The sequence below is a fragment of the Bacillus sp. J33 genome (genome assembly GCF_000518885.1).
Lineage (GTDB): Bacteria > Bacillota > Bacilli > Bacillales > Cytobacillaceae > Cytobacillus.
Map to the genome: position 1 here is coordinate 20,632 of NZ_JAEL01000041.1, position 26,826 is coordinate 47,457.

The 26,826-nt window shown below is 42.0% G+C and carries 22 protein-coding genes; 15 read left to right on the forward strand and 7 right to left on the reverse strand.

Annotation, left to right across the window (positions count from 1 at the left end; genetic code table 11):
- Positions 1 to 140: 140 nt before the first annotated feature.
- The 7 genes from L634_RS0113135 to hppD form a co-directional block, all read right to left on the reverse strand.
- The gene (locus L634_RS0113135) at positions 141 to 953 is read right to left on the reverse strand and encodes a hypothetical protein (RefSeq protein ID WP_026582847.1); all 813 of its coding nucleotides are present in this window, start codon (positions 951 to 953) and stop codon (positions 141 to 143) included.
- A gap of 466 nt (positions 954 to 1,419) precedes the next feature.
- Positions 1,420 to 2,577 carry a Glu/Leu/Phe/Val dehydrogenase dimerization domain-containing protein gene (locus tag L634_RS0113140; RefSeq protein WP_051428325.1) on the reverse strand — a complete coding sequence of 386 codons (1,158 nt, stop codon included), beginning with the start codon at positions 2,575 to 2,577 and terminating at the stop codon, positions 1,420 to 1,422.
- Between the two features lie 38 nt (positions 2,578 to 2,615).
- Positions 2,616 to 4,043: a Na+/H+ antiporter NhaC gene (gene nhaC, locus L634_RS0113145; RefSeq protein WP_026582849.1), complete on the reverse strand. Its 1,428-nt coding sequence runs from the start codon at positions 4,041 to 4,043 to the stop codon at positions 2,616 to 2,618.
- A 271-nt stretch (positions 4,044 to 4,314) separates the two neighbouring features.
- Entirely contained in the window at positions 4,315 to 5,472 is a 1,158-nt protein-coding gene (locus tag L634_RS0113150; protein WP_026582850.1) for a homogentisate 1,2-dioxygenase, read from the reverse strand.
- A gap of 26 nt (positions 5,473 to 5,498) precedes the next feature.
- The gene (gene fahA / locus L634_RS0113155) at positions 5,499 to 6,773 is read right to left on the reverse strand and encodes a fumarylacetoacetase (protein ID WP_026582851.1); all 1,275 of its coding nucleotides are present in this window, start codon (positions 6,771 to 6,773) and stop codon (positions 5,499 to 5,501) included.
- A 17-nt stretch (positions 6,774 to 6,790) separates the two neighbouring features.
- Complete coding sequence (locus L634_RS0113160; RefSeq protein WP_026582852.1) at positions 6,791 to 7,762, reverse strand: hypothetical protein; 972 nt, start codon at positions 7,760 to 7,762, stop codon at positions 6,791 to 6,793.
- A 35-nt stretch (positions 7,763 to 7,797) separates the two neighbouring features.
- On the reverse strand, positions 7,798 to 8,916 hold the full coding sequence (gene hppD / locus L634_RS0113165) for a 4-hydroxyphenylpyruvate dioxygenase (protein ID WP_026582853.1): 1,119 nt from the start codon (positions 8,914 to 8,916) through the stop codon (positions 7,798 to 7,800).
- A 237-nt stretch (positions 8,917 to 9,153) separates the two neighbouring features.
- Between hppD and L634_RS0113170 the strand changes: the two genes are divergently transcribed.
- The 15 genes from L634_RS0113170 (at position 9,154) to L634_RS0113235 (ending at position 26,623) form a co-directional block, all read left to right on the forward strand.
- Positions 9,154 to 9,369: a DUF1450 domain-containing protein gene (locus tag L634_RS0113170; protein ID WP_026582854.1), complete on the forward strand. Its 216-nt coding sequence runs from the start codon at positions 9,154 to 9,156 to the stop codon at positions 9,367 to 9,369.
- A 969-nt stretch (positions 9,370 to 10,338) separates the two neighbouring features.
- Positions 10,339 to 11,634, forward strand: coding sequence for an amidohydrolase (locus L634_RS0113175; protein WP_026582855.1), 1,296 nt, complete (start codon positions 10,339 to 10,341; stop codon positions 11,632 to 11,634).
- Positions 11,635 to 11,668: 34 nt separating this feature from the next.
- On the forward strand, positions 11,669 to 13,096 hold the full coding sequence (locus tag L634_RS0113180; protein WP_026582856.1) for a M20 family metallopeptidase: 1,428 nt from the start codon (positions 11,669 to 11,671) through the stop codon (positions 13,094 to 13,096).
- Positions 13,097 to 13,332: 236 nt separating this feature from the next.
- Entirely contained in the window at positions 13,333 to 14,880 is a 1,548-nt protein-coding gene (locus tag L634_RS0113185) for an AbgT family transporter (protein ID WP_034262663.1), read from the forward strand.
- A gap of 25 nt (positions 14,881 to 14,905) precedes the next feature.
- Positions 14,906 to 16,180, forward strand: a complete 1,275-nt coding sequence (locus tag L634_RS0113190; protein ID WP_026582858.1) for a M20 family metallo-hydrolase — start codon at positions 14,906 to 14,908, stop codon at positions 16,178 to 16,180.
- 90 nt (positions 16,181 to 16,270) lie between these two features.
- On the forward strand, positions 16,271 to 17,521 hold the full coding sequence (locus tag L634_RS0113195; protein ID WP_034262666.1) for a M20 family metallo-hydrolase: 1,251 nt from the start codon (positions 16,271 to 16,273) through the stop codon (positions 17,519 to 17,521).
- Between the two features lie 24 nt (positions 17,522 to 17,545).
- Positions 17,546 to 18,892 (forward strand): hypothetical protein, encoded by a 1,347-nt coding sequence (locus L634_RS0113200; RefSeq protein WP_026582860.1) that lies wholly within the window; start codon positions 17,546 to 17,548, stop codon positions 18,890 to 18,892.
- On the forward strand, positions 18,883 to 18,954 hold the full coding sequence (locus tag L634_RS34920; protein WP_442852700.1) for a hypothetical protein: 72 nt from the start codon (positions 18,883 to 18,885) through the stop codon (positions 18,952 to 18,954). Before L634_RS0113200 ends, L634_RS34920 begins: the two co-directional genes overlap by 10 nt.
- A gap of 287 nt (positions 18,955 to 19,241) precedes the next feature.
- Positions 19,242 to 20,573: an aromatic ring-hydroxylating dioxygenase subunit alpha gene (locus L634_RS0113205; RefSeq protein WP_026582861.1), complete on the forward strand. Its 1,332-nt coding sequence runs from the start codon at positions 19,242 to 19,244 to the stop codon at positions 20,571 to 20,573.
- A 76-nt stretch (positions 20,574 to 20,649) separates the two neighbouring features.
- Entirely contained in the window at positions 20,650 to 21,210 is a 561-nt protein-coding gene (locus L634_RS0113210; RefSeq protein WP_026582862.1) for an aromatic-ring-hydroxylating dioxygenase subunit beta, read from the forward strand.
- Positions 21,211 to 21,239: 29 nt separating this feature from the next.
- Entirely contained in the window at positions 21,240 to 21,575 is a 336-nt protein-coding gene (locus tag L634_RS0113215; RefSeq protein WP_026582863.1) for a non-heme iron oxygenase ferredoxin subunit, read from the forward strand.
- Positions 21,576 to 21,629: 54 nt separating this feature from the next.
- On the forward strand, positions 21,630 to 22,496 hold the full coding sequence (hcaB, locus tag L634_RS0113220) for a 3-(cis-5,6-dihydroxycyclohexa-1,3-dien-1-yl)propanoate dehydrogenase (protein ID WP_026582864.1): 867 nt from the start codon (positions 21,630 to 21,632) through the stop codon (positions 22,494 to 22,496).
- 385 nt (positions 22,497 to 22,881) lie between these two features.
- Entirely contained in the window at positions 22,882 to 24,291 is a 1,410-nt protein-coding gene (locus L634_RS0113225) for a PucR family transcriptional regulator (protein WP_026582865.1), read from the forward strand.
- 511 nt (positions 24,292 to 24,802) lie between these two features.
- Positions 24,803 to 25,738, forward strand: coding sequence for a hypothetical protein (locus L634_RS0113230; protein ID WP_026582866.1), 936 nt, complete (start codon positions 24,803 to 24,805; stop codon positions 25,736 to 25,738).
- A 30-nt stretch (positions 25,739 to 25,768) separates the two neighbouring features.
- Positions 25,769 to 26,623, forward strand: coding sequence for an alpha/beta fold hydrolase (locus tag L634_RS0113235; protein WP_026582867.1), 855 nt, complete (start codon positions 25,769 to 25,771; stop codon positions 26,621 to 26,623).
- Positions 26,624 to 26,826: the final 203 nt, after the last annotated feature.

Sequence of the window (26,826 nt, forward strand, 5' to 3'; positions counted from 1 at the left end):
ATAGCGGAAAAAAGAGTTTGTTGCGAATTGAAAAAAAGTCGAGTTTCGGGGAGTTTACCCCCTAAACTCCCGAGTTTGGGTACCAAACTTTATGGATTAAGGGGGTAAACTCTCCAACTTACGGGGAAAATTCACTTTTTTTATTTTTTGTAAAAAAAGTTCAGGCAGACGTTCTCAGACTCTGCTGTAAAACCCATTTCCAGCAAGTCTTCGAAGTAAAGCTCCTCTAGTTTTTTATTCAAAATGCCGTAGAAATAAGCGATCGGTTTCGCTACAGAGCTTGATTTCATTTTACGGATCAGCTGCTTAAAGGAATGGATGGCTGTGTCCAGTACCTGGGCCTGATCTTGTTCGCGTTGGTTTCGATAAGCTGCAATATTGGTCATTCGCCAAAACTCCTCAATGCTTTTAGCTTCAGGGAAGAAGTACTTCACAACATCCACGAATGGTTTAGGAACACGATCACTGGTAAAGGTGTGGTCGAGCCCGGTTTCGTTACGTTTTGTATTCTTTTGATTTTTATTAGTTTTAGAAAGATTGATGGTTTTATTAGGGTGGTCCATTTTTTCTTTCTTAGGTGGCTCACTCTTGGGATAACGATTAAATACATATAAGTTACTGGATTGGGACCCATTTTTTCGTTCTGTTTCATGGACCGTGAAAATCCCCAGCTCAGCTGCCTTCACAATCATCCTTTTAAAAGTGGAGCGGGAAATTCCGTTGCCATTGTATTCTTCATGAATCGCTTTTAAAACGGTTCCGATTTTAGCATTGGATACGCCGGGAATTTTCGCTGCGAAACGTGCCAGCCTTGTAAGCCCCACCAGCTCACCTTTTGTAAACTGATCCTTATGTACCGCAAGCCACATTTCCATATGCGCATTAAATTCTTTTAGATTTGTAAACTGGGAAAACTGTTCAAACTGGTCAACACTGCCGGATTTTAAATTCATTTTATTGCACCGCCCTTTCACCTTTATTAATAGAAATGAAAGAGCGGAAACGACATGGGGGAAGGAAGGGAGTTGTGACAAAATAGTGAATTCAATCCATTGTTTGATTGAACTTGCTTAAGGAAATTTGAGGGGAAGATAGGGGATGCAGCAAGAGGAATAATAAAAATCCCCAATTTACTTGAGGGTTCTGCTAGTAAACATTAATTTAATGTAGGAGGGGAGTTTAGAATATAGTTCAGCCATTTACATGTAGTATATCTCCATTTATTAGATAGTTATATAAGCATAGTAGCCTGTTGGTTCAACTAAATTTTTATCATTGTTTATTGCTATTTCTTTTATTTATATTTGGTGAATTCGATTGAGGATTTGCCGAGGTTTTAGATCAATAATTTAAGCCCCTTAAAGAAAATTTAAGGGGCTTTTTATAAGAATTTTGATATGTGAGTAAAAACAGACGTGATTAATGGCGGACTTGCCACTTCGGACGTTTATTTGGAGAGAAGAAGCTGTCTCTTTTCTTTCTTACATTCAGTCTTTTTTCGCATATCAAGTTTGCAGCTTGTACAGTTGTAATATTTTCATTTTCTGATTGTTTTAGAACCTCAAGAATAGAACGGTAAATTGTTTTCGTTTTACTCAATACTCGGCTTTTGTTCGGCCCATATAATTCATCAGCTACCTGAATAACACCACCACTATTTACAATATAATCAGGTGCGTAGAGGATTCCTTTTTCTTTTAAACTTTTAGCATGGCTCTCATGAAGCAGCTGGTTATTTGCTGCGCCCGCAATTCCTTTTACTTTTAGTTGTTCAATGGTTTGATCATTGATAATGCCCCCAATGGCACATGGAACAAACATATCCGCATCCGTTCCATAAATATCAGTACCCTTGACAGCGATAGCTTTTCCACCCATTTGCTTTGCTTTTTCTACTAATGTTTGTACGGCTTCCTCGGAAACATCTGTAACATATAAATCGGCTCCATGTTCCAGTAGATGTTCCGCTACTTTAAAACCAACTTTACCTAATCCTTGAATAGCAAATCTTTTTCCGCTTAAATTTTCGTGTCCCCATAATGTATTGGCAACAGCCTGAATACTGTATAAAACTCCAAGAGCTGTAGGAATTGATGTTTCACCGCCTCCACCGTATTCCTCTGGCAAACCGGCAATACAGTTTGTTTCTTTATGCGCATGAACGAAATCATCTAGGACAGTCCCCATATCCGTTCCTGTATAGAACCGTCCATTTAAGGAATCAATAAATTGTCCATATGCGCGGAATAATTCCGGAGTTTTATCTTTCGCTGGATCTCCAATAATAACACCTTTACCGCCACCGAAGTCATTATCAGCTGCTGCATTTTTATATGTCATTCCTTTTGATAACCGTAAAGCATCTTCTAAGGCTTCCTCAAATGTGTGATAAGGTCTCATTCTTGTTCCGCCTAATGCTGGACCAAGGGTAGTATCATGAATCGCAATGATTGCTTTTAAGCCTGTTGTGGGATCGTTACAGAATAATACTTGTTCATGTCCTTGAATTTTTGTAAACATGTCAAATGAACCTGTTGATTGTATATTTGTATTTTCCGTTGCTAATGCCAATCTCATTTTAAATTCCTCCTAGTAAAGTAGTAAGTTATTAACCATTACATTACATTTCTTGTTGCTTCAATCGTGTCTTCAGCTGTTTCGATTTCTTGTGCTTCTTCTTGCAAAGGCGCCAAACCAATGCCGGTATAACCGTAGATAATAGCAATAACCGGTGTGATCATACTAATAAAGACATAAGGGACATATTCCATCCCTATATTTAGAGTGGTCATAATAAAGGCTCCTGTTACTCCCCATGGAATCATTGGATGGATGATTGTCCCGGCATCTTCCAAAGTTCTAGATAAATTTTTAGGGTGGAGTTTTACCTTCTTATAAGCTGATTCAAATAACTGTCCAGGTAAAATGATGGAAAGATACTGTTCACCGACAGTTAGGTTAATGCCAAGGCAAGAGAAAACAGTTGATGTAATAACATTTCCCCTGCTTTTCAACATTTTTTGAATCCCCTCAATAATCGAGTGGGCTATCCCGATTTGTTGAATAATTCCCCCAAAGGCAAGTGATATTAAAATGAGTGAAACCCCAAATAACATACTGCTTAGTCCGCCAAGTGAAAGTAATTGATCAATCGCTTCTACACCTGTTTCTGCAACATATCCATTATGTGCTGTTGCCATAATGGTTCCAATCGCTACATTCGGAACCGTATAAAAAGTGGTTAAAATTGCTGCAATTAAACCAATTACAAGTGATGGAATAGGACTCATACGTTTTACAGCTAGAATAATGATTAACAATGGTGAAATTAGTGTGATGGGTGTAATCATGAATTCATCATTTAGAACGTTGATAATTGTTTCGATTTGGTTACTGTTTGTATGGTCCCTATCCAGAAATACTCCGATAGAGGTGAATACAGCCAATGTAATGATAAAACTCGGAATTGATGTCCAAAGCATATGTTTAATATGCTCATAAATATTTACTTTTGCTGTTGCCGATGCAAGGTTAGTAGTATCCGAAAGGGGGGAGATTTTATCTCCAAAGATTGCCCCGGAAACAATGGCACCAGCTGTCATGGCTGGAGAAATGCCTAAAGCGTAGGCAACACCCATTAGGGAAACCCCGATAGTACCCATAGCGCTCCATGAACTTCCACAGAAAACCGAGACAATAGCACAGATCAGTAGTGTTGACATTAAGAAAAAATCAGGAGATAAAGTGTGTAAACCATAATAAGTTATCGTTGGAACTGTTCCATTTAGAACCCATACGCCTATTAAAATTCCAATTAAACAGAGAATTAGGATGGAGGGGATTCCGTGAAAAATCCCTTTTGCCATGGCGTTCTCTAAATCTTTCCATTTAAAACCCAATGTAAGTCCATAACAGGCAACGATAATTGTTGAGATGACAATCGGAATCTGAGGTGCGACACCATAATGAAGAATGCTTATACCTAATAAAGTAATAACGATCAGTATTACCATGATGGAGGCTGGAAATGAAGGTTTTTTCATAAATCTTCTCCTTTATATTCTTTTATAAGGGCACCTTGATACCATGGGTTTCTCTTCATAGAAAACGTTTACAATTTATCATGTATAGTCGGAACTTCCTAGTAAATCAAGATTGTTTAGTTGCTGTTTCCATTCTTTATTGATATTTTAAATATAGGGTTATTTTTTCTTGCTTTCCTTTTTGCCACCCATTTTTGGGTGGCACTTTTATCTGGGTAAAGATTATTATTTTCTATATAAAAATATATTTAAAAGGGTTAAAGAATGACCTTTACTTTGAGGCCCAGCTATATTTATATTTAAAGTCTTCCAAAGTATGCGCCTGTCTTACCACTCGTAATGGCCTGAATGTGTCTATCATAACTGCTAATTCCAAGGTTTCCTTTTTGCCTATGCTCGCTTCAATGGTTCCTGGATGCGGACCATGCGGAATACCAGAAGGATGTAGGGTGATCGAACCTTCTTTTATTCCTTTTCTGCTCATAAAATTCCCCTCTACATAATAGAGAACTTCATCACTGTCCACGTTGCTATGAAAGTAAGGCGCTGGGATCGAATCAGGATGATAATCATATAGTCTAGGAACAAAAGAGCAAATAACAAAATTATGCCCTTCAAACATTTGGTGTATTGGTGGAGGCATATGAAGTCTGCCTGTAATTGGCTCAAAATCCTCAATATTGATTTTCCATGGATACATATATCCATCCCAACCTTCAACATCCAATGGGTGATGGCCTAGAATATGAGAATGAAGGAATCCTCTTGATTTGGTTCTTACTTCAAAGTTTCCTATTTCTGAGTAAGTTTCAAGGTTTTCTGGCCCAAAAATATCTCTTTCACAGAATGGACTATGTTCAAGAAGTTGTCCATGCGCATTTCGATAACGTTTTGGTGTAGTAATCCAGTTGTTTGTTTCTATTACTAAAAACTTTGATTCCTCATCGTTAGGTACCACTCTATAAATCGTCCCAATTGGGATGATAATATAATCCCCTGGTTCATATGCAATCGTTCCAAACATGGTTTCTACTTTTCCGGTACCATAGTGCACAAAAAGTAATTCGTCTCCGTCACCATTTCGGTAATAATAGTCCATATTTTCGGTTGGTTTCACTACCCCGATTACCAAGTCGTCATTCCCCAGGATGAACTGTCTACCACTAACAGCATCGCCTCGTTTGGAATCAATCTTAGTTTGAAAATGACGGTGCGATAGATCTTTTTGTTCCTCAAACTCAAGGTGACAATCTGCATATATTTCGGATTTTACAATTTCTGTAGGAGCATGATGGTGATAAAGGATTGATTGTATACCCGAGAATCCTTTTGTACCCATGACTTGCTCACGGAAAAGAGACTCGTCTTCTTTGCGGAAAATAGTGTGTCTTTTTCTTGGAATGTTTCCTAATCTTTTATAAAAGGGCATAGTAATACCTCCTAAGTAATAAATTCTTAGACTTTAGAGTATTCTAGTGCAGGGAGAATACAACCGGTCACCTCACCAAATCCAATACGATAGCCATCTCCTTGGCACCATGCAGTTAAAGTTAATTCATCGCCATCTTCCAACCATGTACGCTGCTCACCGTTATTCATTTGAATGGGTTCTGATCCACCCCAAGTTAACTCCAGTAAGCTTCCTCGTGATTCAGGGGTTGTACCGCTAATCGTTCCCGAAGCCATCAAATCCCCAGTTCTTAAATTACAGCCGCCAACTGTATGATGAGCAAGTTGCTGTGCCATGCTCCAGTAGAGATGGCGGAAGTTACTTTGACAAATGCGCTGCGGTGACTCCATCTTTTCTCCGCAGAGATGAACTTCTAACTGAATATCAAAGGATCCTTTACCGGATTGTCTCAAATATGGAAGCTGCTTTACTTCTGGCTTAGGTCCCTCTACTCGGAAAGGCTCTAGTGCCTCTAGTGGTACCACCCAAGGTGATATTGATGTAGCAAAGTTTTTACCAAGGAAAGGTCCTAGCGGCTGGTATTCCCATGCTTGAATATCACGTGCGCTCCAATCATTAACAAGAACGAGACCGAAGATATGATTCTCTGCATCATCAACTGGAATCGACTTTCCAAGCTCATTGCCCGGACCGATGAACCATCCCATTTCAAGTTCAAAATCAAAGCGAAGACAAGGACCAAAAATAGGAGTATCACTATTTGGCAATTTCATTTGACCAAGAGGCCGGCGTATATCAGTACCACTTAATACGACTGAGCTAGCACGACCATGATATCCAACGGGTAAATTTAACCAATTTTGCATTAGTGCATTCTCTTTTCCACGGAACATCATCCCGACATTCATCGCATGTTCTTTTGAGGCATAAAAGTCTGTGTAATCACCAATATCTACTGGTAAAAGCATTTCAACGTCTTTTTGTTTATAAAATGCTTGATCGCGAAGAGTAGAATTGTCACGAAGAACTGGTTCATCAGAACTTAATAGATTTTGAAGCCTGTTACGAACTGCGCTCCATACTTTCCGGTTCGTCCCCATAAAGGCATTAAGTGTGGATTGTTTAAAAACTTCTTTACCTTGTAATTCCGGAATATTTAAAAGCCCTGATTCTTCTAGAACAGAAAGATCTAATACGTATTTCCCGATGGCTACACCAACCCGAGGTGACCCTCCATATTTGGGCTGAAAAACCCCATAAGGAAGGTTTTGGATTGGAAAGTGGGAGTCTGCTTTTACATCAATAAAAGACCGAATCATTTATATCCTCCTTTAATTTATAAAATACCCAATGCTCTCATATCTTCGCGTGGTTCAATAAAACTGCAGCATCCATACGAACGTAATGCTGAACCTCGAAGTCTATTTATTTCGCTACTGGTTATTTTTAAATCGCGCCAAGATGTTTCTTTGGAGTTAAAACTAAAATTACTGGCCTTTTCATCAGCGAGTATGTTTTCGGTAGTCTCCAAATCAAGCTGATAACGATGAGCCAGCATGCCTGCTGCAAATACATTGATAAACCCATGCATTTTTCCGCCAATTTCCTCCCGATACATTCGAATCGGATGATGTAATCCAGCTGTAAATTTCATCATTAACTCTCGATCTTGGCAGCCCTTAATAGCTGCTGCAACCTGTCTTGGGGTCGGAAATGCATCAGCTGTGACACCGCCAGTACGGAGTTTAAATCCTAAAGCTATTAAACTATTTTTATTGTGGGAAGCAATGACATCTAATGATTTAAATATGGTTTCTTCCCAATTATTATCTAAAGGCAGAGGAACCTCACAATAAGTTTGTAATCCTCTTTTTTCCGTTTCTTTAGAAGTCAAAGTTAATAGACTTATATCCGGTACTTTAGGCGGCAATGGCATCTCTAAAGTATTTGCTTGTACAATTTGGCCATGTCTCTCCCGAAATGAATCAATTTTTTTCAAATTATCAAGTAAGTTTGTATGAAATTCTGTTGAGTTGCTGGACCTTGTTCCTACTACTGAAATGGTTAAAGGCCGTTCGTTGGAAAACAAAGTAATATATGGATCCAGTTCATCTAAACGGGATGCTTGGATGATAAATGGTCCAAGCATCCAAGCATCCTTATCCAGCTGATATGAAGCATAGTTACGAATGGCTTCGTCTAGGGTAAGGCTTGTTGGTGGAAATATACCTGCATAATCGATTAGCTGATTCAAAAAGGGATATAAACTAGTATTTTGAGTGAGTCCTAGTCCTTCCTCCAATTTCATCTTGTTTCTCCCCTTTATCGACCAAGATAGATCTCTTACAAGTTTCCTCTGCGAGCTTGTTCTCTTTCGATGGACTCGAATAAAGCTTTAAAGTTCCCTTCTCCAAAGCCCCGGGATCCTTTTCGCTGAATAATTTCAAAAAATACAGTTGGACGGTCCATAATTGGCTTTGTAAAAATCTGCAATAGGTATCCTTCATCATCACGATCTACGAGGATTTTTAGCTCACGTAATTTTTCAATACTTTCATCAATTTCGCCTACCCGATCTGTCAGCATATCGTAGTAGGTGTCAGGAGTATCAAGGAATTCTACTCCATTGGCCTTTAATGCATTTACCGTTGCAACGATATCGTTCGTAAGTACAGCAACATGTTGAACTCCTGCTCCGTTATAATAATCAAGATATTCTTCGATTTGGGACTTGCGTTTGCTATCCGCTGGCTCGTTAATAGGGAATTTAATTCTTCCACCGTTATGCATAACTTTTGACATAAGCGCAGAGTATTCAGTGCTGATATCTTCATCATCAAAATGAATCATTTGTTTAAAGCCCATTACCTTTTCGTAATAGGAAACCCATTCTTCCATATGTTCGACATTTCCAACGATATGGTCGATTCCAATTAATCCTGTCTCAGCAACGGGGTAATCAAAATCTGCTTTTTGATATCCAGGTAAAAACTCACCCTTATAATCATCTCTTTCAATCAATGTGTGAATGGTATCCCCATATGTACCGATAATCGCTTTTTTAACTGATCCATTTTCATCGTCTAGCACATGAGGTTCCATGATTGAAATACCACCACGTGAAATTGCTTCATTGTAAGCACTTTCAACATCATCCACACGTAAAGCAATATCTTTTACACCATCACCATGCAGCTTTACAAACTCAGCAACCGGATGATCGGATTGAAGGGAACCAGTTATAACAAAACGGATATTTTTTTGTTGAAGAACATAAGAAACTTTATCCCTTTGACCTGTCTCTAATCCTGAATAAGCAAGGGGACGAAAACCAAATCCGTTGCATAAGTAATAAGTTGTTTGTTTTGCATTTCCAACGTAAAACTCAACATAATCAATATTTTTAATTGTGAAAAATTCCTTTTCCTGCACTTTTTCTTTTAACCCAGTTTGATTTCGCATAATAGATCCTCCCTTTAATTTGTTTCCACTATATACACAGTTGGAAACTTTTAAAATTTTCTTACAATGACGCCATTATAATCTAAGGAATATTTTTGCGCAAAAACTTCCATTAAAACAAAAAAACACCAAAGCGTTGCTAGATTAAAGCGTTTTTCCTTTGATGTGTGTGTTTGCGTTAACAGATTTTTCTGAATATAATTGACTCCACATTCACCTAAAAAAGGAGGAAAAATTATGGGGTGTATAGTGAAATTTTGTACCTCAAATTACATCAATGGATCCTATGAAATCAAGGAAATGGCGGAACAAAACCCTAAAATAACAATTGAAGAAGATTACTGTCTGGGTAATTGTGGGCAATGTATGACAGAGAGTTTTGCAATCATTAATCAAACACCTATAGTGTTAGAAAAATATGAAGAACTCTTAGAAAAGATAGGGGCAAAATGAGGTATTGAGGAATTTTGTCGAAAAATTTTTTTAGAAATTTTTGAGTGAAAAGATAGGAGACATAAAAAAAGTTGGGTTTTTTATCGCAGCCCAACTTTTCATTTTTTTTAATGATTTAATTGTTTTATAGATTAAATTCATGGATTGTTGATTATAAGAATTGTAAAGAGTATTTAGATGAATACTTTAACCTCTCAGGCATTGACCGAATTACTCTTGATGAGTGGCTTGTACCAATATTCGCATCTCGAATAAGCGAGTTAAAGGGCGAAGATTAGCTGGAAATAGTAAATAATTTAAAATCAGCTATAAAGAATAATAAGTATTGCTGCATTATAACTACTTGATTTCACTAATGGAAACGTTGTGATTTTAAGAATGAGGCCGATTACAGTTATTCCATTAGAGGGCGCTTTTGTTTAATATACAAAATTATCAATAAGCCGAAAATATGCAAGTTTTTATTCATTTCTTGCATATTTTCGGCTTTCTTACATTCAAAAAATATACGGCCATAAACGGCAGTTTTTAATTACATGGTAAGGCTAAAGTCACCAGTTCCTGATGTTAAATTCATGAATTTGCATACTTATTCTCGTGTGTGAATGGATACAAGGATTCAATCAAACGTTGATTGAACTTACTTCATTGAAGTTTAAAATGTAAAAACCCCCAATTTACCTGAGTTCCTGCTAAAAGAATCAGTTTAATGTCCCACGACCCACTGAGAAAAGAGCCTTGAATAAAAACTTGAAATTTTGTTCCCTATTCATTTATTGCTCATCGCTAGAATTCATAAATATTCAGTAGTTCTTGTTTTTAAATTTAAAAATCTAATTTGAATTTTCTAATAACATGTGTGTAATGTATTTAAGGTAATTAAACGGAAAATTTCCGAAATAAATAATTATGGTTATTGGGATGTTTGGACATTGCGATATTTTTACTAGCTATGAGGGGGGATTTTTAATGGCCGGTGACTTTATAAAGGAGATAGCTCCCCAATTGATCGAATGGCGGCGTTCTTTGCATGCTTTGCCTGAATTGGGGTTTATGGAGTATATCACTACATATCGGATCGGAAAAGAACTCGAAAAGATGGGGTTCAGCATTTATATAGGGAAAGAAGCGCTTAAAGAGGATTCCCGTCTGGGAGTGCCTGCGGAAGTCGATCTTGAGGTGCATGAGAAAAAAGCTAGGGACTGGGGTGTTGAAGAGTCTTGGCTGCAAAAAATGCACGGCGGAAATACGGGGCTTGCAGCGATATGGAATACAGGCAAGAAAGGGGACCATGTTGGCTTTCGCTTTGATATTGACGCGTTGCCGATAAACGAATCAACTGATTCATCACATCTGCCGTCAAAGCTTGAATTTGTTTCTAAAGAAGAGAATGTTATGCATGCTTGCGGCCATGACGGGCATACCGCCATTGGATTAGGTGTTGCCAAGTATATCTCGACACATAGTAACAATCTAAAGGGCCGCTTTACCCTCCTTTTCCAGCCGGCTGAAGAAGGGGGCCGGGGGGCTAGAGCTATGACAGATAAAGGCTGGCTCGATGATATCGATTATTTTTATTCCGGCCACATTGGCATACATTCCCTGCCCATTGGAACGGTTGCGGCAACAACGCCGGGATTCCTTGCTTCAACAAAATTCAATGTCCATTTCAAGGGAGTTTCCTCTCATGCCGGCATGAATCCCGAACTCGGAAAAAATGCTTTACTGGCAGCAACGACTGCTGCTAACAATCTGTATGGAATCCCGCGCCACCATGATGGCGTGACCCGGGTGAATGTTGGGAAGCTAATTGCCGGAAGCGGCCGGAACATTATTCCGGAAGACAGCTATATGGAAATGGAAGTGCGGGGTGAGACACCAGAGATTGCGGAGTATATGGCTGAAAAAGCCACACGGATGATTCAAGCGGCAGCAGATATGCATGATGTATCCTGCACGATTGAACCAGTAGGCGTTACGGAAGTGGTTGTCTGTGACGAGGCGCTCATCCCGAAAATTACAGAGTGGTGTGCATCAAGCAAGTATATTAAAGAGGTATTGCCTGCAGTGCCTGTCTCAGGATCGGAGGATGTCAGCTTTATGATGAATCGGGTTCAGAAGCATGGCGGCAAAGCCACCTATATGCTGTTTGGAACGCAGCTTGATTATCCTCACCATCACCCTAAGTTTGATTTCCAGGAAGAAGTTTTACTGGCAGCGGCCGATGCATATATACATATTTTAAATGGGGGATCGGCCATTTAATGAGCAACAAATAGACTTTTTAAAGGAGGAAATAATGACGAACAACTTTGCGAAAACATTTCTGGCAGAAAACAAAGAGACTTTTGAAAAAATCAGCGAGTATGTATTCTATCATCCTGAAACTAGATTTGAAGAGTATTCATCGGCAGAATTTTTGGCCTCTGAGTGTGAAAAAGCAGGATTTCAGGTTGAAAGAAAAGCGGGAGGCATTGAAACCGCCTTTGTTGCTTCATATGGGAAGGGATCTCCTGTTATCGGTTTCCTGGGAGAATTTGATGCACTGTCCGGTTTGGGGCAGGTGCCCAATAAAACATCTTTTGAGCCAACAGAGCTGAATGTCGGCCACGGATGCGGTCATAACCTGCTTGGGACTGGCGCTTTTGCCGCAGCATACGCAGCAAAGAAATACTTAGAAGAAAACAATCTGCCGGGGACCGTTAAGTTCTTTGGATGTCCCGGTGAAGAAGGCGGCTCCGGAAAGACCTTTATGGTCAGGGAAGGTGTGTTCAATGGGGTGGACGCAGCCTTAACCTGGCATCCGTCTCCAGGGAACAGCATAATGAGTCTCTCCAGTCTGGCAAACTATCAGGTTTATTTCAGATTCAAAGGCTTATCCTCTCATGCGGCAAATTCGCCGCACCTTGGACGAAGCGCCCTTGATGCTGTTGAGCTGATGAACGTGGGAGTAAATTTTCTTCGGGAGCATATTGTGCCGGAAGCGAGAATACACTATGCCATTACCAATACAGGGGGCATTTCGCCAAATGTCGTACAAGCTGATGCTGAAGTGCTGTACTTAATCCGGGCGCCAAAGGTTCAGCAGGTGGATGAAATCTACAAACGGGTATGCAAGATTGCAGAAGGGGCAGCATTGATGACGGAAACAGAGCTTGCCATTGAGTTTGACAAGGCTTGTTCGAACTATATTCCAAACCGCAGCCTCGAAAAGATTCTCTATAAAAGCCTTCAGGAAGCTGGCATCGAAAAACCGGATAAAGATGAAATCTCTTTTGCTGAAAAGCTTTGGTCCACGCTGTCAGATGGGGAAAAAGAAAGCTATTTAGATATTTTAAGAGGGTTTGGCTATATGGGGGATGGAAGCGAGTTTGAAGGAAAATACCTATCCGAAACCATCTCGCCATATGAACCTTCTAATGAAGTTCTGGCAGGGTCCACGGATGTCTCTGATGTAAGCTGGGTTGTTCCAGCCGCACAGCTGACAGCCTCGACTTCAACCCTGGGGACACCGCTTCATACATGGCAAATGACCGCACAAGGCATTAGCAGCTACGCTCATAAAGGCATGCTCCGTGCAGCAGAGGCCATGGCGATAACAGCTGTTAAACTTCTGACGGACAAGGGTGAATTGGAAGCTGTTAAACAGGAATTCAATGAGTTCAAAAAGGCTAATCCTTACACATGTCCAATCCCTAAAGGTGTAAAGCCATCAGCTTTAAAATAAAGCACCATTAGTTATGACGTGATGTTGATTGGAGCAATAGGGAACAAGTGCATTCGTATTTTCTGCGTGCGGTGAGTATACGGGAAAGTTTATTCAAAGTCCTGCGCCAGACCTGCAAAAGGGAAACCTCACAGGCGCGCCGGACCGCCCGCCGTAAGCTTGAGTGCCTGGAGCGGCAATCAGCAGACAAGCATAACAGAGCCAAAAATTAAAAAACGGAAAAGCGAGGGGCGAAAATGAAAACGGAAAAGCAAGGGGAGAAAATTGTAACAGAAAATAAGAAAGCAGGGATTGCACAGCGGTTCCTCAATGGGGTTGAAATTGTCGGCAACAAGCTCCCGGATCCATTTATATTGTTTGCCGGACTAGCCGTTCTTGTCATTATTGTTTCAGCAATCTTTAGCGCCTTTGGTGCCACCGTTATTCACCCGGGCTCCGGTGAAGAACTGCCGGTCAAGAATTTGGCATCTGCAGAAGGTTTACAGTTCATTTTAACATCGATGCTCGATAACTTTACAGGATTTGCGCCTCTTGGCCTTGTTCTTTCCATGATGCTTGGTATCGGCCTTGCCGAAAAAGTTGGGATGCTTGATTACGCGATTAAAAAAACGATTTTAAAATCACCGCCTGCATTAATCACTTACACAGTTGTTTTTGTGGGAATCATGGGAAATATCGCATCAGATGCAGCGATGGTTCTGGTACCGCCGCTGGCAGCGATGGTCTTTTATAAAATTGGCCGCAACCCGATTGCCGGTTTAGCAGCAGGGTATGCATCAGCCGGTGCCGGCTTTACGGCAAACCTGTTGATTGCAGGCACAGACGCATTACTGGCAGGCATTTCTACAGAAGCGGCGCAAATCATTAATGAAGATATGGTCGTGACGCCTGTAGACAACTGGTACTTCAATATTGTTTCCGTATTTGTTCTAACTGTCGTCGGCGGACTTGTCACAACGAAATTCATTGAACCGCGCCTTGGAGAATACAAAGGCGAAGAGGTAAAAGAAGCTGTAAAAGAAGATCCTCCTAATGCGGGCAAAGCTTTGCGAAATGCTGTTATTGCAGGCGGGGTATATATTGCGATAATCCTGGGAGCCATCCTTATGCCAAATAGCCCGCTAACCAATGAAGATGGCGGCATTGTTCCATCCCCATTCCTGGATGGCATTATCCCGATCATTCTGTTCTTCTTTATCATCATCGGTACTGTTTACGGAATAACGGTTGGAAACATTAAGAGCAGTAAAGATGTTGCCCATTTTATGGCTGAATCGATGAAGGATATGGCATCTTATATTGTCTTAATATTCGCAATTGCTCAATTCATCGCCTTCTTCAGCTGGTCCAACATTGCAACCTGGGTTGCTGTAAACGGGGCGGAGGTACTGAAAGACATAGAGTTTACCGGTATCGGATTGATCATTGGCTATATTCTCTTTACAGCATCGCTGAACTTCCTGATCACTTCAGGTTCAGCCAAGTGGGCCCTTGAAGCGCCTGTATTCGTGCCGATGTTTATGCAGCTCGGCTATCACCCGGCCTTTACGCAAGTGGCATACCGGGTGGCGGATTCGTCAACAAATATTGTGACCCCGATGATGCCGTACATGGTTATAGCGCTCTCGTTCATGCAGAAATATGACAAAAAAGCCGGAATCGGAACATTTATTTCGCTAATGCTTCCTTACTCGATTTGTTTCTTGCTGACATGGATTGTGATGATCTTAATTTTCATTTTCTTTAATATTCCATTTGGTCCTGGAATTGGTCCTTATCTCTAATAGAAAACGAGGATGTGTGTAAAAGATGAGCAATCTCGAAAATCAATTAATAGAGTGGCGCCGTGATTTTCACCGCTACCCAGAAACCGGATTTCTTGAAATGCGGACAGCTTCCATTGTTGCATCTATTCTCGATGAACTTGGCTTTCAGCTGGAAATGGGAAAAGAAGTGATGTCTCCCGGCTATTGTATGGGCAAGCCCAGCAAGGAAGACACAGAGGCACATGTTCTATGGGCACTCGAAAATGGAGCAAAAAAAGAATATATCAAACCATTTTCAGAGGGCTATACAGGTATAGTGGCCACAATGGACACGAAAAAGGAAGGTCCGACTATCGCATTTCGCGTTGATATGGATGCCCTGCCTATACATGAATCCCAGGAAGACAGCCATTTTCCGCAAAAAGAAGGATTCAGGTCTACTCTTCCTGACAAAATGCATGCTTGCGGCCATGATGCCCATACAGCGATCGGGCTTGGGTTGGCTTCCTTGATTGCTGAGAATAAGGATAGCCTCAAGGGGAAAATCAAACTGATTTTCCAGCCGGCCGAGGAGGGGACCCGGGGTGCGCGTTCGATGGCTGAAGCCAAGGTTGTGGATGATGTCGATTACTTTATTGCCACTCATGTTGGCACTGGTATTCCGGATGGTCACTTTGTTGCATCAAAGAACGGGTTTTTGGCCACTTCCAAACTAGATATTACGTTTAAAGGGGTAGCATCCCATGCCGGCGGAAATCCTGAACAAGGAAAAAATGCACTGCTGGCAGCTGCTTCTGCTGCATTGAATATTTATGCCATTCCCCGCCATTCAGAAGGGGCAACCCGCATTAATGTGGGGGAATTGCATGCCGGCTCAGGACGTAATATCATCGCCGACCGGGCCGTTTTAAAAGTTGAAACGCGCGGGGAAAACACGAAAATCAACGAGTACGTCAAGGCCCAGGCAGAGGCTGTGATTGCAGGTTCGGCACAAATGTATGGAGTAGATTACGAGATACAGACTGTAGGCGAGGCAGTAAGTGTCCAGGGATCAGCCGGGCTGGCAGCCGTATTGCAAGCTTGCGCGGAAGAATCTCCGCTTATTAAGGAGAGCGTGCTTGAAGACAATTCACCTGCAGGTTCTGAGGACGCTACTTTCTTTATGGAAAGGGTTCAGCAGAACGGAGGACAGGCGACCTACTGTATTTTTGGCACCAAGCTTGCGGCAGGCCATCATAATGAAAAGTTTGATATAAACGAAAGCACGATGCTGTCAGCCGTTAAGGTGCTCTTTGAGTCTATTAAGAAATTAAACTAAGTCTACTAGTGAGTCCAAAAAAGAGGCAGAGGGATTTCTGCCTCTTTTCAGCATTTTTCATCATATTGGAAAAGGGAAGGAATGTTGAGAATGAAAGATTGGCTAGAAAAGCATCTGAAAGAGCTGAATTTGACCACCTCCATGGACCGGCCGGAAGGATTCTGCCGTTTAGGATACACGGAAGAGGAGTGGCAAGCAATTGATGTATTTATTGCGATTGCTGAAGAGATCGGTTTGAAGGTCCGGAGAGATGAAGCAGGGAATGCCATTGCCCGCTGGGAAACAAAGGGGAAAGGAACAGCAGATTCTCCGGCAGTTGCCGTAGGTTCCCATGTGGATACGGTAAAAGGCGACGGAGGATATGATGGAGTAGCGGGTGTTCTTTGCGGTCTGGCCGCCCTCAAAAAATTAAAGGAGGAAGGGTTCAATCCTGCTTCTCCAATTGAAGTCATTTGCTTTGCCTCGGAAGAATCTTCGCGCTTCGGGGTATCTACGATCGGCAGCAAAGCGATGAGCGGTTTATTAAATAAGAACGAACTGGCAGATGTGCCAGACGAAAATGGCATCACCATCCGTCAGGCAGTAGAGCAAATGGGGATTTCCTGGAATACCATTGACCAGGCTGAACGGCCGAAAACCGCGCTAAAAAGTTTTATTGAGCTTCACATCGAGCAGGGGACAAGGATTGAAGATGCTGGGGCGGACTTTGGAGCCGTTACGGCAGTTGCTTGCCCAATCCGGCTGAAGGTAACCATAAAGGGGCAAATGGGCCATACGGGAACGACTCCAATGGGGAACAGGAAGGATGCCCTCGTAGCTGCGTCACCTCTTATTTCATATATATCAGAGACAGCAGCTTCTTTATCCGGCTCAAGTGCAGTTCCCATTGTCGCTACAGCGAGCACCATTGAACTGAAGCCAAATGCCATGAATGTGATTCCAGGCATCGTCGAGCTTGGGGTGGATATCCGCAGTGTGGATGATTCGCTAAAAAGGGAAATGGAAAGGCTCATTCGCCAAAAATGCAGTCAGCTTTCAAGTTCTTTTGGTGTTACAATGGAAGTGAATACCCTTGTTCATAACCCATCCATCCAGTTGGATGATTATGTGAGGAACAAATTGCAGCAGTCAGGAGAATCTTTGGGATACCAGGCACTGGTACTGGAGAGCGGCGCAGGCCACGATGTCATGAACATGGCAGCCAAATGGCCATCCGGGCTGCTATTTATCCCATGCAAAAATGGGCTAAGCCATCATCCTGAGGAATTTGCCTCACTTGAAGACCTGGAAATGGGAACAGAAATTATCGCACACTATTTAAAGACTGAAGCTAGTATATAAAGTAAGAAAAGCAGGTGGAAAAGGATGAAGATCCGCGTTGGGGTAGTGGGACCAGAAGACTCCGTCGGTCATATTCTCGCTTTAGCGCGTGAATATAGCGAACTCGAGATGATTCCATACATCTATAAAGAAACAAAAGAAACAGAAAACATCATTAGGGAATTTCAAACAAATATTGATTTATGGTTTTTTTCAGGGCAGGCTCCTTATTATTATGCACGTTCAAAAGGGCTTATCCAGGAAGAAAATGCTCACTATCCCCCATTGTACGGTTCGAGTTTGCTTGGTACCCTTCTTGAAGCACAGATCAGGGAAGGCGGGTTCCGAAATGCCAGCCTGGATACCATTCAGCAATCAGAACTGGATACGCTGCGCAATACATACTTTCTAGGAGATTTGCACATTCATTCCTTCTCTTATAACGAGTATGAACCAGCTGAGGAAATCATCCGTTTCCATAAAAAGCTTTATGAGGAAGGAAAAGCAGAGATAGCCTTGACATGTGTCCTGGAGGTTTATGACCGGCTAAAAGAATATGGAATCCCCTGTTACCGGGTGGTCCCTTCTCCCGTTGCCATCAACCTGGCTTTACGGTATTTAAAGGAAAGAGGCCAATCCAATTGGTATAAGCGGTCACAGATTGCCATCGTGGGGCTTGAAGTGATGCACTCCGCCAGTTCACTGGAAGAGCAGCATTTTACCTATGAAATGAAGCGCCATGAGCTGGAGTTTAAGCAAGTCCTGCTTGATTATGCAGAAAAAGTCCAAGGCTCATTCGTGCAAATAGGGGACGGCCTATTCTTTATCTATACGACCAGAGGCGAAATGGACATGCATTTTCAGGAGTCCTCCATGTATTCCTTGATTGAAGAAGCGAGAGTACACAGCAAGCTGAAAGTCAGAATCGGGATTGGCTATGGATTGACGGCATATGATGCGGAGCAGAATGTCCGGAGTGCCCTTCAGTATGCCCGAAACAAGGAAACGTCGCCTGTGATTAGTGTAGATGAAAACAAACAGATTCAGGAACACCTGCCGGACAGCGGAGATGAGGCCATTTCCTACCAGCAGCGCAAATGGGGAGAGGAATGGGAAGAACGCTTTAAAGATGCTAAAATCAGCCCGGTTATCGTATCAAAAATTGAGTACCTTTCAAAGCATTATCAGAAAAATATCGTCACTGCACAGGAAATCTCAAGGTGGCTGAAAAACACCGAACGCAATTCAAGAAGAATCATGGCCGAACTCGAGCGGCTCGGGCTTGCCAAAGTGACCGGAGAAGAACAGCCCGGCCAGCGCGGCAGGCCGCGGAAGCTTTATGAATTGAGGCTGACGAGAACAAAAGATACGGAAAAGGAAAAATTGCGTTAAGCCCTGAAGGTGCAAAAATATTGCTGCAAGAGATTGAAAAGCAAAATAATGCGTGTTCTTAAATTTTAGCCGCCTTAAGGTGTGGATTTAAAGTTTGAGCATTTATAAAAAAGTCTGATCAAAACCCTGTATTCATTTATACAGGGTTTTTCATATGAACCTTAAACTCCAGCAGATATTCCGAGTGTTGTTAAATGGAAATTTTTGTATCGTTATTTGTACTAAATGTTTAGAAAATACAGAAATAAAAAGCACTTTTTGCTGTATTTTTTAATTTTAAAAAAATTTAAACTTAATAAAAGAAAGCGGTTTCAATTCGTGATTTTAAGAGAAAGGAAGGTTTTGATTTATGAGCATTAATTCAGGAAAATGGACACCCGAAGCAATCCATTCCCTTATCGATGAAGAGCAAGGAAAGATAGATCCACGCATTTATACGGATCAGGAACTGTATGAGTTGGAATTGGAGAGGGTTTTTGGCCGTTCATGGCTGCTTCTTGGCCATGAGAGCCACGTTCCCAAACGGGGAGATTATTTGACCACCTATATGGGAGAAGATCCTGTAGTGATGGTGCGGCAGAGAGATGGAAGCATCAAGGTGTTCCATAATCAATGCCGGCATCGTGGGATGAGGATTTGCCGGGCGGATTGCGGGAATGCCAAAGCGTTCACGTGCACCTATCATGGCTGGGCGTATGATACAGCAGGCAATCTGGTCAATGTGCCGTTTGAAGAAGAAGCATTCTCCGGCGAATTCAAGAAAGAAGAATGGGGGCCGTTGCAGGCTCGTGTGGAGATATACAAGGGGTTAGTATTTGCCAACTGGGATCCGGAAGCGCCGGATTTGCTGACTTATTTGAGTGATGCAACCCCTTACATGGACACCATGCTGGATCGTTCCGAGGCAGGGACAGAAGTCATCGGGGCCATGCAAAAGTGGGTAATTCCTTGTAACTGGAAGTTTGCTGCGGAGCAATTTGCCGGGGACATGTACCATGCTGCCACGACATCTCATTTGGCTGCTGTAGTTGCAGGGTTGCCACCCGAGCAAGATTTATCCAATTTTGAGCCTCATATGAAAGGACATCAGTTCCGAGCCAAATGGGGCGGTCATGGATGCGGCTTTTATATTGATACAGCAAGAGGTTCAGTACGTGTAGGACCTATAGTTGACAAATATTATAGCGAAGGCCCAGCTTTTGAAAAGGCGAAAGAACGTCTGGAGCATCTTCTGCCATACCATAGAATGGGGGCAAGCCACATGACGATCTTCCCAAACTGCTCATTCTTGCCGTATGGTATGAACACTGTGCGTACCTGGCATCCGAAGGGACCGGATCAGATTGAGGTATGGGCATTCGTCGTCGTTGATAAGGACGCGCCGCAGGAAATCAAGGACGAACTGGCTCGTCAAAATGTCCGCACGTTCAGTGCCGGTGGAGTGTACGAGCAAGATGACGGGGAGAACTGGGTTGAAATTCAGAACGCACTTCGTGGGTACAAATCCAAAACGGCACCGCTGGCCATGCAAATGGGGCTGAATGTTTCGGGAAAAAACAATCCTGAATTTCCGGGTAAAACCTCCTATGTTTTTTCTGAAGACGTAGCTAGAGGATTTTATTCCCATTGGGTCCGTATGATGACGGAACCGAGTTGGGATACATTGAAGCCTCAACCTTAAGTTGGGGGCGTTGCCTACACATAAGAGGATTGGATGACAAACGATTTAAGGATTAAAACAAGGGGAGATAAAGGGCATGGAAATAATGGAGTTAGTCAAACCGTTTAAATGGGCGGAAAGCAGCTCAAGTCTGGAACTGCAACATGAAATTGAGCAGTTTTACTACAAGGAAGCGCAGCTGCTGGACCACTCGGAGTTTGAAGCGTGGTTAGAGCTGATGGACAAGGATATTCATTATTGGATGCCGATTCGCATGAACCGCTTAGGTAGAGAAATGTCGCAGGAATATACGCCTAAAGGAAAAGGAGGGCACTACGACGATACCTATGAAACGATGCGCGGACGTATTCGAGCGAGAGTATCGGGGGTGAACTGGGCGGAGAATCCGGTGTCGCGTACACGGCACATTATTTCGAACGTCATGATTCGTGAAATGGAGGAACCGAACACGTATGAGGTGGCATCGTCATTTATCGTGTATCGCAACCGTTCAGAATCTCAGGCAGATATTTTTCCTGGCGAGCGCCGGGATGTACTGCGGCGTTCGGAGGGAGGATTGGGCTTTAAAATTGCCCGCCGAACCATTTTGATTGATCAAAGTACGCTTTTGTCCAATAACTTGTCAGTCTTTTTTTAAACATTACTACAATGGAAAGGAAATGCATTATGAAATTTACAAAGGTTTGCACGTTATCTGATCTACCGGATGATGAGGGGTTAAAGGTAGTGGAAGGAGACACAGCAGTAGCGTTGTTTAATGTCAATGGCGAAGTATTTGCAACACAAGACCGCTGTTCTCACGCCAAATGGTCGCTGTCTGAAGGCGGCTATCTAGAGGGAGATGTCATCGTGTGCTCCTTGCATATGGGAAAGTTTTGTGCTCGCTCGGGAGAAGTAAAGATGGCCCCTCCTTGGAAGCCTTTGAAAAAGTATCCGGTACAGGTTGATGGAGACGATGTATATGTGGCTTTTGAAGATGGGTACTTTGAAACAAAAGAGTAACCAGCCTATGATCATGCTACATGTGACTATTTATACGAGTGGGGAGCTGCAATTATGAAATTGACCAATGAAGTGGTCTTTATTACAGGCGGTGCATCCGGCGTCGGCCGTGCCATTGTGGAACGATTTGTGTCTGAAGGCGCCAAAGTTGCAGTGTTTGACAAGTCGGCAGATCGTCTGAATCAGCTTGAACGAGAGTATGGGGAAAATATCATTGGAATGGTTGGAGACGTACGTCGGTTCAGTGACCTCGAGTCAGCAGTAAGCCGGTGTAGTGAACATTTCGGAAAAATTGACACGCTAATTGCAAATGTCGGTATTTGGGATTATAACATGTCGCTGGTGGATCTTCCGGAAGATAAGATTGATCAAGCATTTGATGAATTGTTCCATATCAATGTGAAGGGTTACTTGATTGCGGCAAAGGCGTGTCTGCCGCAATTGGCTGCAACTCGGGGGAATATGATCTTTACGGTTTCTAATGCAGGATTTTACACAAACGGAGGCGGACCGCTTTATACATCCACCAAGCATGCCGTTGTTGGCTTGGTTCGTCAGCTGGCATTTGAATTAGCACCTTATATCCGTGTGAATGGCATTGCCATTGGCGGTGCAAGAACGGATTTGAGGGGGCCGGCCTCACTGGAAATGGACAATAGGTCCATAACGAGCATGTATAAAGAATGGTACAAGGACGATGACTTGGAACCGGGTAAGGAGTATGTAGAGTCAGCCGCTCCGATCGGTCGTATCTTGTACGGAGAAGATTATGCTGGAGCTTACGTATTTTTTGCCTCGCGAAATGACAATATTCCGGCTACAGGAGAGGTATTGAATTTCGATGGAGGCTGGGGCATTCGAGGTCTTCGCAGAAAAACGGGAAGTCAGGGGTTGCTGGAGAAATTAAGGATTAGAGATTGAAAAAGTATTTTTCATTCCATTTCACCAATCAGAGCGTTTTAAGTGAAGGATAAGATAGCATGGCAATTGGAAACATGGGATATTTGGGTTGTTCTGTGAAGGATGTGCCCACATTGAGAAGTTGCATGCCACCTACCCTAGTGATAGTAGAAGTTGATGGTCCAGATCATTCAGTGTTGTATCGCATGGATTCCATGTGCTAACGATGGGGTGGTCCGATGGACGCTCTTTCATCCCTATGGACTTTGCCTTGCTTAGTCCTTCAAAGTCCATAGGGATGTTTGTAAGGAATCGACAAGCGCACTCAGGAGAAGTAGAATTATCTTAAAATGCTAAATTTTCAGGAGTTAATTCAGCTTGTAACTTTCTTAAGTGGGTGAATATATTGCAAAAAAAGGTCCAATATCCTAAAGCATTGGAAATGTTAGTTCAAATGTCGTCGCATTTTGGAAACTATAACTTCACAGAGAAGGAGTTCGAATCGGGACTGCCACAAATGCTTCTGAACTGCCTAGATACAGTTTTAACTGAAAAAAATAACTTGCAGGCTGCCATGGATTTCAATAACCAAGCCATAGGGCAGTTTCTAAATGGCATTGGGGAAACACGATTGGCTGACGTATGCTATCAGCTTACAAACATCCCTATCATTCTTGAAGATCTAAGATTTAACTATCTTTATTCAATAGGCTTAGATCCAGAACTGGCTAGACAGTATAGCAGGAACTTAGAGGAAATCGTTAAAAATAATCTCTCTGGAGATAATCAGGTCAAACTGACTGAACTCATTGAAAAGCAACAAATTGTCGAACTGGTCCAATCTGATGAACAAAAGAGATTAATTGGTCCGATGGTATCCAGAGGCAAGATTGTGGGTTATTGCTCCTTTATTAACACTTCTTTTAATGAAGTTGATTGGTTGAAAATGAAGCAAATGTGTCTCATCGGATCTGTGAGTAACTATAACAAGGAAACAATCCTGGATACAGAATTGAAGTTAAACATCAAAGGCGGATTGTTAGAAGATATGATCCATAATCGTTTAAACCCTGTAGTATTATTCAAAAGGGCCAGATATTTTGGAGTGGATTTGGGCAAAGAGTATCAATTTTTAGTTTTGAAAGGGGATTCAAATTTTTATCCGAATGAAAAGGATCCAATCGGCGGTATGAATTTGATTGAAGTTCTTTCAAGATATTTTATGGAGCGTAATTTGAATATCTTAATCTCGGAAGACTCTCAAAACATAGCTGCGTTGTTGCCTGTTGACTTGTTCTCGAAACATTTTATAAACGCGGATGAATTTATCAGAAAATTACTTTGTTTTCTGAAAGAAAAATACCCTGATATACCTTTTAAAATTGGCATGAGCTCAAGATCAAAGTCTCTTGAAGATATACCGATTCTGTACAATGAAGCTCTCATTTCATTGAATGTGAACAATCAGCAAAAGGAAATTATGTACTTTGATGATTTAGGAGCGGTGGGGATTTTATTTCGCGCAGGAAAAATGGATGATATCCGGCATTTCTGCAACAAAATGCTTTCAAAATTACTTGAATACGATCGAGGGAAAGAATCAGAGTTAACCAAAACTCTATATTACTACATTAAAAGTGGCCAAAATATAGGTAAAGCAGCAAGAATAATGAATTTGTCGATTGGTGGATTACGATATCGCGTGCAAAAAATATGTGAAATTTTAGATGCTGATATCAATGATCTACAAACCAGTAGTCAGCTTTTCTTGGCACTGCAAGCGGGTATCATTTTGGGGGATCTGAAAATTGAGTAAATAAATTCACCGTTTGGTTGCCGTAATGGGGGCTGTTTTCATTTGAGTTGACAAAACAAATAAAAAAACAGTTACTTCTTAGATCACTCAATAAACCGGATTACCGCGCAAAATTGAAATAAGCGATAAGATTACTGGGCAATTTTGTTTGATTTGTTATGAAATTACTGGTAAAGGTACTGGATCCGTGACACTTAAAGGCATGATCAAATATAGAGTGGGCAGTGTGTATGTGTAATCCGTCAACGGCATCATGTTTTATGGAGGCAAAGTGGGATTTTCACCAACCTATGAGAAAACGTATGATTTAGCACTGGCCAAAAGATCGATGATGAGATTTGCGAGCAGTTAACATTGAAAAACAGCTCATTTCCGTAAAAGAGATTCCGACAATCATGCAAGGGAAACTATCTATTGTTTGGAACGATCGAATTTTTAACAAATGTATTAAAACGGGGTAATGCCCCCGCCCGGATCGTAAAAAAATATTCAGATTAGTGGGGTGGAAGACATGGCTGAAATAGTAGCAGGAGTAGCAATGTCACATAGTCCGATGATCATGACAAATGAAGCTGGCGGCGGAGAAAAAGGGCAGCGTTTTCTAAATACCGTTGCCGATATGAAAAAATGGCTGGAGGATATTGGAACAGATGTAATCGTCTTAATTTCGGATGATCATTTTAATAGTTATTTTTATGATCATATGCCTTCCTTCACGATTGGAATTGATCGATGTGAAGGATGGGGCGACTGGCAAATTCCTGAGTATCAAATTCCTGTCCAACAGGAATTAGCGAAGCATGTTCTTGATACAGGTTTGGCGAACAATGTGGATTTTGCTTTTTCGATGAGAATGAAAGTGGATCATGGCCACACTCAAGCCGTCCACTTTTTAAACCCTGATCTAAAGATACCGGTTGTGCCGATTGCCGTGAATACAGCAGCACCGCCGCTGCCTACAATGGACCGCTGTTTCCAAGTCGGAGAAGTCGTCCGCAAAGCAATTGAATCATGGGAAAGCGATAAAAAGGTAGCGATTGTCGCTTCAGGAGGGATCTCTCACTGGGTTCCAATTCCAAAGATTGATAGTGAAAAGCCTGAAGATCAAGAGCTAATTAAAGTCCTGACAAATGGCCGTCAAGAAATTGAGCAGCTTGACGAATATTTGAACACGCGCAAAACACGTGTGACAAGTTTGAAATCCGGACCGGTCAATGAAGAGTGGGATCGTGAATTTTTACGATTGATTACAGAAAAAGACTATCAGGCACTAAGACAATGGGGCCCTGATTTTATCGAGGAAAATGGCGGCAATGGCGGTCAGGAAATTCATAACTGGCTTGTACTGCTAGGAATTCTTCAAGGGCTTGAACCAGAGGTTGCTTGTTATGAGCCAATTCCAGAATGGGTGACGGGAATGGGCGTTGTCAAGTTCCATAAAGTATAAGACTTTCAAAAAACGGAGGAGGAGAACGAGATGACAATTTGGACAGATTTAGCCGATTTAGAGTTTAAAAATTATTATGTGGATGCAAATGGAATCAAAACGAGAGTACTAGAAGCAGGAACTGGGGAACCGCTTATTTTGCTCCATGGTACTGGCGGTCATATTGAGGCTTACGCCCGGAACATTAGAGGATTGAGTGAGCATTTCCGTGTAATCTGCATTGATATGCTCGGGCATGGTTACACAGAAAAGCCAGATCGCCCTTACGGAATTGATTCCTATAGTGATCATCTATTATGGGTCATCCAGGCTTTAGACTTGAAAGAAATCTATCTATCTGGTGAATCACTAGGCGGTTGGGTCGCAGCATGGTTCGCTGCCCATCACCCTGGAATTGCCAAAGCATTAGTTTTAAATACTCCGGGAAATGTTAACAACAAGGCTGAAGTTATGAAAAAGCTGAAGGAATCCACCGTTAAGGCTGTTCTGGAAGCAAACTATGAAAATGTAAAAACCAGACTTGAATGGTTAATGTACGATAAGAGTCAAGTCACCGATGAGCTTATTGAAGCTCGTTACAAAATTTATACACAGCCATCGTACCAAGAAGCTGTTCATTACATTGTTGCCCTTCAAGACCTTGAATTTAGACAAAATTATAGCTGGGATCCATCCTGGTGCGGAAAGATTGATGTTCCAACCTTATTAGCATGGACGGATCATGACCCAACCTCTACAGTCGAGGAAGCAAAACCCATTCAAGACATGATTCCTGGCAGTGAATTAACCGTCATTAACGATGCCGGACACTGGCCGCAATGGGAAAAAGTTGAAGATTTTAACAAGGTGATTATTGACTTTTTTAGTAAAATTCCCGTGAAATAAGTTTTGATATTTCCACCCAACTTTGATAGTGCAAGTGTTAAACCTGTACTATCAAAGTTCTTTTTATCATTTAGGCTGTGTTAAAGCTTATTGTTGATTTTAGCACCCTGTTGATTGGAGCGGAAGGTGCGAGACTCCTGCGGGAGAAGCGTGTCAGCGGGAGACCCCGCAGGTGCGAATGCACCGAGGAGCGTCGGACCGCC